Annotated in this window: 8 protein-coding genes; 2 read left to right on the plus strand and 6 right to left on the minus strand. The window is 66.4% G+C overall.

The features are described from left to right. Positions 1–22: 22 nt before the first annotated feature. Complete coding sequence (locus RMN84_RS04740; protein WP_309611049.1) at positions 23–1,912, plus strand: asparagine synthase-related protein; 1,890 nt, start codon at positions 23–25, stop codon at positions 1,910–1,912. Here the strand turns inward: RMN84_RS04740 and RMN84_RS04745 are convergent. From RMN84_RS04745 to RMN84_RS04755, 3 genes are read right to left on the minus strand one after another with little or no spacing between them, the layout of a single operon-like run. Then, positions 1,882–2,424: a YkgJ family cysteine cluster protein gene (locus RMN84_RS04745; RefSeq protein WP_309611050.1), complete on the minus strand. Its 543-nt coding sequence runs from the start codon at positions 2,422–2,424 to the stop codon at positions 1,882–1,884. The two genes, RMN84_RS04740 and RMN84_RS04745, sit on opposite strands and share 31 nt — an antisense overlap. After that, positions 2,421–3,323 (minus strand): hypothetical protein, encoded by a 903-nt coding sequence (locus tag RMN84_RS04750; RefSeq protein WP_309611051.1) that lies wholly within the window; start codon positions 3,321–3,323, stop codon positions 2,421–2,423. The genes RMN84_RS04745 and RMN84_RS04750 overlap by 4 nt, the downstream gene beginning before the upstream one ends. After that, positions 3,320–3,772 (minus strand): lasso peptide biosynthesis B2 protein, encoded by a 453-nt coding sequence (locus RMN84_RS04755; protein ID WP_309611052.1) that lies wholly within the window; start codon positions 3,770–3,772, stop codon positions 3,320–3,322. The genes RMN84_RS04750 and RMN84_RS04755 overlap by 4 nt, the downstream gene beginning before the upstream one ends. A 9-nt stretch (positions 3,773–3,781) precedes the next feature. Between RMN84_RS04755 and RMN84_RS04760 the strand changes: the two genes are divergently transcribed. Next, positions 3,782–4,945, plus strand: coding sequence for a nucleotidyltransferase family protein (locus RMN84_RS04760; protein WP_309611053.1), 1,164 nt, complete (start codon positions 3,782–3,784; stop codon positions 4,943–4,945). On the opposite strand, the gene RMN84_RS04765 is transcribed toward RMN84_RS04760, so the two are convergent. The 3 genes from RMN84_RS04765 to RMN84_RS04775 form a co-directional block, all read right to left on the minus strand. Then, the gene (locus tag RMN84_RS04765) at positions 4,942–6,294 is read right to left on the minus strand and encodes an O-antigen ligase family protein (protein ID WP_309611058.1); all 1,353 of its coding nucleotides are present in this window, start codon (positions 6,292–6,294) and stop codon (positions 4,942–4,944) included. The genes RMN84_RS04760 and RMN84_RS04765 overlap by 4 nt on opposite strands. Next, entirely contained in the window at positions 6,294–7,454 is a 1,161-nt protein-coding gene (locus RMN84_RS04770) for a hypothetical protein (protein ID WP_309611054.1), read from the minus strand. Before RMN84_RS04770 ends, RMN84_RS04765 begins: the two co-directional genes overlap by 1 nt. A gap of 14 nt (positions 7,455–7,468) precedes the next feature. After that, positions 7,469–8,886 (minus strand): polysaccharide biosynthesis tyrosine autokinase (locus tag RMN84_RS04775; RefSeq protein ID WP_309611055.1); only part of this gene is annotated, 1,418 nt, incomplete at its 5' end.

Consider the following 8,886-nt stretch of genomic DNA (forward strand, 5'->3'; position numbering starts at 1 on the left):
GCCGCCTTAGCCCTTCGCGGCAATGACGGTCGTCGCGGGCTATTGGTCCGACCACTTTCTGAACGATCAACACCTGGTCGGCGCAATGCTTCAGGACCAGCAATCCTATGGCCAGGGCGCGCACGACATTCGCGCCGTAGATGGCACCATGGCCATGGGCCGACTGGCCAACTTCCGACTGCCTGAAGACCGTTTCGATCGCCAGCCATTGCTTGGCGCCGCTCGTTTCCTGCTCGTCGCGGACCTCCGCCTCGACAATCGCGACGAGCTTACTGATACGCTGGGACTAGAAGCACCGACTATTCACTCGCTGTGCGACGCCGACCTGCTGCTTCACGCCTGGATGCGGTGGCAGGAAGGGGCGCTGGACCGGCTCGTCGGCGACTATGCCATCGCGGTATTCGACCGCCGCGAACGCCGCCTGACGCTCGCGCGAGATCCGACCGGGCAACGCCCGCTCTTCTTTGCCCGCGCCGACAACGCAATCGGTTTTGCCTCGATGCCGAGTGGCCTCCTCGCCTGCCCCCACTTTCGTCGCGGTTTTCGGATGGAGGCGCTGGCCGCGATGCTCATCGGCCGGTCGGGTTTCGGACCGGAAACCCATTTCGAAGGGATCGAACGGGTTTGTCCTGGCGAGAAGGTCTACCTGTACGCTGATCGGATCACGCGCGACCACCATTGGCAGCCGCCGGTCGACTGGCTCGCCCTGACCGACGATGACGCGGTCGAAGGCTATCGCGAGCATCTCGATCTCGCCGTTCGCGCCCAACGCCGCCGGTCCGCGGGATTACTCGGCGCGCACCTCAGTTCTGGCTACGACAGCAGCGCGGTGGCAGCGACGGCGGCCCTCGGCCAACCGTCCGTCCCACTGATCGCCTTCACCGCAGCGCCGCGCGAAGGGTTCAATGGCCCCGTCCCGCGCGGTCGGATGGCCGATGAATCGTCCCTTGCGGCGCTGACGGCGGCCCGCCACCGCATGCGCCACGAGATCGTGCGACCGACCGGCGGCCTATTCACGCACCTTCGCCGGCACAGCCTGCTCTACCAGGAACCCGATCGGAATATCGTCAACATGGAGTGGTGGAGCGAGGCCAACGCCCGCGCCAGCACGCTCGGTGTCTCGACCATGCTGACCGGCCAGCTGGGCAATCTCACGCTCAACGCAGGCGGCTTGCCGATTCTCGCGGAATGGGTCCGATTACGTCGGTGGCGACGCTGGCTGCACGAAGCGGGAAGCGCCGCACAGGCGATGGATGTGCGCTGGCGCGGCATCCTCTACGCTTCGTTCGAACGCTCCATCCCGGTGGCAGCAAGGACCGCACTGGATCGACATTATCTGCAAGCCGCAAGCCTCGCCGAACAGGCGTTTGTCCGTCCCGACTGGCTCAACTGCGGCGTCGACCAAGAGCGCGAACGCGGCAAGTCCCTGCCCTACGAAGCCCGCCGCCGAGAAATATACCGGAACGATTCGGGCGTGTTCCGAAAGGGTGCGCTGGCCGAGCACGGGATCGACGAGCGCGATCCGACCTCGGACCGGCGACTGATCGAGTTTAGCCTTCGCCTCCCCCCCGAGCAATTTTTGCGCAATGGCCTTTCTCGTCCCATGGCGCGTCGCGCGCTCGCCGACCGCGTGCCGAGCGAAGTGTTGGACGCGCCTTTGCGAGGCTATCAAGGGGCCGACTGGCACTTGCGGTTCGACCGGGCCGAGGCCGGCGGGTTGATCGAGGAGATTGCGACCAGCCGGTCGGCAAACGCCCTGCTCGATATTCACAAGATGAAGCGCGCACTCGACTCATGGCCGACCGCAGGCGCCGCCGACCCCGGTACTCAGTCGATTTATCGCACCCGCCTGCTCATCGCCCTGTCGACCGGCATGTTCATTCAGGCTCTCTCCTCACTGGCTGGGGCCTGATCCTTTTTGACGCGAAACCAGCGCGCGAGGTATTCGTCGAGGGCGATCATCGGCAGCAGCCGCGCTGCCGCCGCCGCTCGCTCGCCTCCATCACCATGATCCAATTGATTCGCGCATTCCGCACGCGCCAGCCCGCGCGTCCTACTCATGCCCACGCCCGGCATGGTCGTTTCCGCCGTGGCGCACAGCGCGCGGGCGGTTTCGACATGGCCGATCGCATCCCCGATCGACATGTCGCCCGTTTCCACGTCTCGCACTATTTCGCACCGATAGCGTCGGCAGACTTTCGGCCGCGCGGCATAGATCGAGCAGGCAGTACCGCACAGTTGGCGGCAGGGCTGATCGAAATAAAGCCGATTTTCGAGCTCGACATATTCGAAACCGCTTCCCGCATACCTGTCCCGCTCATCCGCATCCAGGGCCGCGCGAAGATGAAGCGTCCCGTCGCAGCACATCCCGCAGGACAGGCACAATGGGCTCAGCGGATCGACCGCCGAAGAAGCCGCGCTCACGCTGCCGCCAGGGAGCGGGCGGCAATGTCAGCAGCGTGGCGCGCGATCGCCTCGGCCTCTTCGTGCAACCGTTCGAACCCCCAGCACCGCGTGACCCTGAACAGTGGCGTGGTGCCGATCAAGGCCATCGACGCTCGCAGATGCGCACCCGCATTTTTGGCCCGCGCCACATAATGCCCGCGATAAGTATTCGCGAAGACCGCCTCTGCCGCATCCACACCGCCAAGCGGTTCGATCGCAAATCGCTGCCCGCGCTCCAGGATATAGAGCGCCGCAAGCGACCGATCCCGCGATCTCCCCACCAGCCGATCCCCCGGCATGTCATACTTGTCGAAGCTTTCGTCGCCGGCATAGGATCGCTCGAAGCCCGCCACCGATCGACCGCTCGCTTCTATCGCCTCTCGCCACAGTCGCAGTCGAGGAATACCGGGCGAGACCATCGGCCGTCCCGCATCATCGATGCGGATCGCGCAGACATCGTCGGCGATTACGCGATGCCCGTGGTCGGCGAACCACAGCGCCAGCGTCGATTTGCCCGACCCCGACGGCCCGGCAAAGGCCACCACCCGCCCGCCGACATCGATCGCATTGGCGTGAAGCGGCAGCACTCCGCGCTGGTGGAGCAACATGCCCATCGCCGAACCCAGCAAATAAAGCCGCACATTCTGTGTCGCCGCCCCCGGCTCGGGTCGAACGATGATGTGCCGCCCACCGATCACAGCATAGGTGGCAATCCCCTCGACCGCGATAGCCTGCCCGCCGTCCACGACATCAAGCTCTGGATCGATGCTGATCCTGACATCGGCCGCTCCGCCCGATACCGATTCGCCGAGCTCGGGCAAAGGCAGTTGGCTGCGGAGAGACAGTCCGAATAGCTCGTGGTGGTGGACCATGGTCATCGACCGACGGCCGGTGTCCCCGGCCAGCTGGCGACCTCGCGATAGGGCGCAACGGCATCGCCGCCGATGACGATCATCGTTCCCACCGTTACCCAGACATGCGCTGCCAACGCCAAGTCCGGTCCCTTGCCCACGCCATAACGAAGGACCGCGTCGACCCCGCGCCGCCGAAGCATGATCTGGACCGCCAGCCCCTGCTGGAAGCACCGCGCATGCCACGGTACCACCGCCGCCACGCGCGCCACGACCCATGCGATCCGGCGGATCGCGGTTGCGTCGTCCGCCCCTACCTCGGCCCGCTCCCCGGCGCCAAGTCGGATCGCGCGTCGAAACGGCAGGATCGACGCGGCCGCCGACGCCAGCGCCAGCAGCACCAGCGCCTCACCCAACAACAGCTGATTGCGTCGATCGAGCGCGCAAAAGCGACGGAGGGGGGGAAGCGACGCCATCGCCACCGAATGCCCGCGATCCCGGCGCAATACAATCGCACAACCAGCCGCTACACGGCGTCGATGGACGATGGACAGTCGATCGATGCGCCGGATCGGGACGCGATGCGTCGAGCCTTCGACCTGCTGGTCGAGTGCTGCCGACAGTCCTTTTCCGCCGCAGATCCGGCCCGGCTGGGGTGGGCAATGGCCGACGTCGACTGGTCGCTGTTCCTGGCGCTTGCCCGTCGCCACCGGGTCGAAGGGCTGACGGCGGAGGGACTAAGGTCGGGTCGCACCTTAGTCCCGGCGACGATCGTGGCATCGCTCGCCGATGACAGCACGCGCATCGCCCGGGACGGTCTGGCAAGCGCGGTGGAATGCAACCGCCTGACCACGGCGTTCGCTGCTGCCTCGGTGCCCTTGCTATTCATCAAGGGTCTCACACTCGCCCGCCTCGCTTACCCCAACCCCTTTGTGAAGATGGGGTGGGACATCGACCTGCTCGTCGATCCCGCCGACGTCGGTCGGGCGGCATCGGTGCTGGATCGCCTCGGCTATCGCGCGCAAACGCCCGCCGACGCCGATGCGGTCGTTCGCTGGCACCGAACGAACAAAGAGTCGGTGTGGCGCTGCGGCGTTCATTTCGTCGAACTGCACAGCCGCTTGACTGACAACCACCGAACCATTCCCAAGATCACCGTCCATTCCCAGCGACAGTCGGTCGAGGTCGCGCCCGGCATGATCCTGCCGACCCTCGCCCGCGACGAGCTATTCGCCTATCTCACCGTCCACGGCGGATCGAGTAACTGGTTCCGCCTTAAATGGGCGTGCGACCTTGCCGCAGTCGTGCGCGATTGCGATCCGCAGCAACTGGCTTGTCTCGTCGCCCACGCACGAACACTCGGTGCCGGTCGCGCGCCCGCGCAGGCGATCCTACTGTGCGCGGCCCTCTTCGGCGGCGTTTTCGCCGAAGCCGCCGCGCGGCTCGGCCTTGCAAGTAATCCCGTCAACCGCTGGCTGGCCGCGTCGGCGATGACCGAACTTGTGGGCAAGCAAGCGCACCATGAGCCGACCGAGCGCCGCCTCGGCACTCTCCGCATGCACCTGACCCATTTATGGCTCGGCTCAGGCTGGACCTATCCGGCGCACGAGGTGGCCCGGAAGGTCGCCGAGCAGTTTCGCCGATCCTAGCGAATCTCGATATGCCGTGTCGGCCGCAGGTCACCGGCGCTTCTCGCCCGGCGGCACGAGACGATCATTAGTCCGATCGACAGCGCCAGGCACGCACTGATCGCGCTAGTCCTAAGGGGAAAATCGACGACACTATGAAGCAGGATCGCCGCCGACGCGACCGCCCCCGCGCGGGCGTAGACATCCGCCGATGGTGTGCGCAGCATGGCAAGTGCGGTGCGACCCCACCACAGAAGGAAGAGTAGCACGAGCACTGCGCCCGGCACTCCCGTCTCCACCAGCAGCTCGACATAATCATTGTGCGCATGATTGACGAAGATGGTCGCGTCGACCCCGCGCGGGTCTTCCTTCATTCGATACACGCGGGCGAAGCTGCCGATCCCCGATCCGAACGGCGCATAGGTGCGCGCCACCGCAAGGCTCGTCGTGAAATATTCCTGCCGGGTCGAAACCGACGTCGCGGCATCGCCATTAAACCTTGCGCGCACCGCGGGGCTGAGCAGGATCAGGGCGAGCGCGAGCGTCCCGACGCCCGCAACGATCGCCCCACCTCGCCGCCAGCGCATCGGCAGGATTATCGCCAGGCTCGCCATCACGACCGGCAGCAACAGCCCCCATCCCGCCAGCGAACGGTTGAGCACCAGGCCAACGATCAGCACCGCCATGGTGCCACCGCCCGCGGCTACTCGCCGGGGGTCCGCCAGCCGACCGTCACGTGCCAAGCCGGATTCAAGCAAGGCTGCGGCGAATGGGAATGCCACCAGCAGCAGGGTCGCCATGTGATTCGGATTGGCGAAAAAGCCGCTCGGCGTCCCCGCATTCACTTCGAGCTGCAGATAATATTGCTCTGCATTGGCCATCGGGCTGCCGACCTGTGCTCCGCCCAGCACCAAGCCGGACATCGCGCCCGCTAGGACTGCAACGGTGATGCCCGTCCGGCTGTATGCCCGAAGCATGACCACAGCCGCGAGAACCGCGAGCGGCGGAAGCAGGGCGAGCGCTGCCGAAACCGTGTCATAGGGCGCCAGCGACAGGCTCTGCCAACCCGGCGCGAGGCCGAGCTCCAACAGCCCATCGCGGACCATCATCCGCCCGGGAATCGCTGCCCCCACCGCCGCCGGGAGCGGTACGAACTGAAGTGCCACTAGCCCGGTCATTCCGGCCACCAGCCACGCCAACGCCCTCGCGCCGGACGGGAGCTTCGCGCGGGTTCTGGACAATGCCGCCCACACGATGATGGCGATCGCGCCAAGCTGAAGGATCGCGTTGCCCCACGCAATCTGCGTGCTCCCGCCGAAGAGGAGACAGGCGAACAAATAGGCCGGAACGACGCTGCGCCGAGCGCCCATCACCGCCGCTCCACCGCAAGGTCGCGAACGATGGCATCAAGCGTCTGCGGCGAATCCGCCGGTGACCCGACCAGTTGCAGGCGCTGCGCAGCGCACCCCCCCGGGATTTCGAACGCGGCGCGGACACGGGTGGCGGGACGCCCTGCGTCCAAGCCGACGCTGGCAATGAGTCGCGCGCCCGGCAGGCAGGCAATCCGCCACTGCCCCCGCGCCAGCTCCCCGGACTCTGCCGTTGCCGAGAAGGACAGCAGATAGCGGCCGGGCTGCAAGACCATGATCTGGCTCGCCGCGACCATCGGCTGGCGGCGGTAATAGATAAAATGAAGCCCGCCGCCTTCGGCAGGTTCGACTGCGCCCGTCGTCCCCGACGACACTTCCCATCCGAACGGCGGTTTCGCATCGAGCGCGAAGCGTGGGTCGACAATTAGCGGTCGCCCGACGACCCCATTGTCGCCGGCCCACAGCGCAAAGGCCCGCCCATAATCGCCGGCGGCGAGCAGGCTGTTGACCAGCACCGGTCGCCAGCTTGCCCGCTGACCCGGCACCGCAAGGCGTGCGATGAGGTCCGCGTTGCCGGCATCGGTCGCCAGCGCGGTCAGCAAATCGTCGCGCAATTGCGGATTGTCGGCGACCAGCGGGCGCACCGCCTCGACCCCGCCCAGCGATTTGAGCGAAGCGGCGATTCGCGGCGCGAGTTGCCCCGAACTTCCCGGCACCAGCCTGATCATCCGGCCCAGCTCGGTCAGCGAAAGGCCCATCCTGCCGCTCCGCGCGAAATGATCGGCGAGGAAGAAATGTGCCGCTACCGAGCGCGGGTCGCGCCGTTCTGCGGCCATGAATGCAGCCCCGGCACCCGCCTCGTCGCCCGCTCCCTGCAACGCCACACCGCGCACCAGGAATGGCTCCGGACTCAGCGGTGCCCGCCTCGCGGCCTCGATCAACGATTCGGTCAGCGAAGGATCGACTGGCCGACCCGCCTGCGCTGCGGCTCCGATCGCCTGCATCCCGGCGGCGAACAGCGCATCAGGGTGAGTCGGCCACGCCGCGACGGCCCGCTCGGGATTGGCGATTATGTTCGACCGAACCGTCGCTTCACGCAGCACCAGAACCGCCAGCGCCACGGCCGCCGTCCACACGAACAGCGGCCGCCACGTCCGCATTTCGGCGATCGCGCTCAGGCGTCGATCTCGGCGTTGCTCGGAAACATCTTGATCTCGCGCTGTGTCTGCTGCTCGATCGAGTTGCGATAGCGATAGCCGTAATAGCCATAGCCGCCGACGTCGCCGCTCGCCTTGGTCAGGATCGCGCCCAGCACATGCGCCCCCGTGCTGCGGATGACGCCCAGCGCCTCCAGCGCCGCCTTGGTCCGCGTTTGGCCACTTTCCACCACAAACAGCACGTTATTGACGATCGACGACAGCAGCAGGGCATCGGCCAGGCCCAGCACCGGCGGCCCGTCGATGACCAGCATGTCGAACTCATTTTCCAGCTGGTGAAGCATTGCGTGCAACCGGCCCGATGACAGCAGGTCAGCCGGGTTGGGCGGAATGGGACCGGCCGGGAGCAGGAACAGCTGGTCGAACTGGGTCGGCTGGACATGGGTCATCGGGTCCGCTGGCTCGCCACTGAGCAAATGCGTCAAACCGATCCGCTGCTTGGCGCTCCGAAACACCGGCTTGCGCAGATCGGCGTCGATCAGCAGGACGCGGTTGCCGAGCCGCGACAGGCTCTGCGCCAGCGCCAGCGCTGACGACGACTTGCCTTCGTGCGCCTGGGTGCTGGTGACCATCACGCGGCGCGGCAGGCCATCATCCGTACTGAATCGAAGCGACGCGATTACCGAGCCGTAAGCCTCCCCGACCAGCGACCGCGCGTCCTTCAGATTCTCGAAGAACTCGCCCTTGCCCAGCTTCGGGATCGCCCCGAGGCAGGCCAGCCCGAGCTTCGCACGGACGTCCTCGCGGGTCTTGATCGTGTCGTACAGGAAGTCGAGGGCAAGCGCCGTGCCCACTCCGGCGAGCAAGCCCAACAGCACCCCGATTGCGACATCGTAGCTCAAGTTCGGCCGGTACGGCGAGCCCGGTACATTGGCCGCATCGACGATCGACACCGGTGAGGATCCGATCCCGGCAGCGACTCCGACTTCCTTGTAGCGCTGGAGCAGCGCGTCGTAGAGGCTGCGGTTGGTGTCGGTTTCGCGCTGCAGGATATTATACTGGATGCTGCGGCCGCGAAGGTCGAGCACCGCGCCCTTGAGCTGCGCAACCCGGCTGCGCAGCGCGCCTTCGGCCGATGCGGCGGCGCGGTAATCCGCGAGCAGGGCGCCGACCCGGCCACCGGCGATCTGGGCTCCTTCGCTGGCGATTTGCCGATTGAGCTCGTCGATCCGCGATCGCAAGCTCAGCATGTCGGGATGATCGGGCTTCATCAAGGTGCGCTTGTCCTGATATTCCGCCTCGAGCGCGGCCTTGGCCTGGCGCAGCGTCTGCGTATCGGCGACGCCGGCCGACGCCCCGGTCAGCCGCGCGTTGCGGTAAGCCCCTTCCGCATCGACCCGTTTTGCAGTGGCCGTAGCCAGCGCCGCATTGAGCG

It is taken from the genome of Sphingomonas sp. (genome assembly GCF_031380695.1).
Lineage (GTDB): Bacteria > Pseudomonadota > Alphaproteobacteria > Sphingomonadales > Sphingomonadaceae > Sphingomicrobium.

What these genes read in the sequence shown, in the direction of transcription:
- RMN84_RS04770 (WP_309611054.1), bottom strand. Translation starts at nt 7,454, where the DNA reads ATGCGGACGTGGCGGCCGCTGTTCGTGTGGACGGCGGCCGTGGCGCTG.
- RMN84_RS04765 (WP_309611058.1), bottom strand. Translation starts at nt 6,294, where the DNA reads ATGGGCGCTCGGCGCAGCGTCGTTCCGGCCTATTTGTTCGCCTGTCTC.
- RMN84_RS04760 (WP_309611053.1), top strand. Translation starts at nt 3,782, where the DNA reads ATGCCCGCGATCCCGGCGCAATACAATCGCACAACCAGCCGCTACACG.
- RMN84_RS04740 (WP_309611049.1), top strand. Translation starts at nt 23, where the DNA reads ATGACGGTCGTCGCGGGCTATTGGTCCGACCACTTTCTGAACGATCAA.
- RMN84_RS04755 (WP_309611052.1), bottom strand. Translation starts at nt 3,772, where the DNA reads ATGGCGTCGCTTCCCCCCCTCCGTCGCTTTTGCGCGCTCGATCGACGC.
- RMN84_RS04750 (WP_309611051.1), bottom strand. Translation starts at nt 3,323, where the DNA reads ATGACCATGGTCCACCACCACGAGCTATTCGGACTGTCTCTCCGCAGC.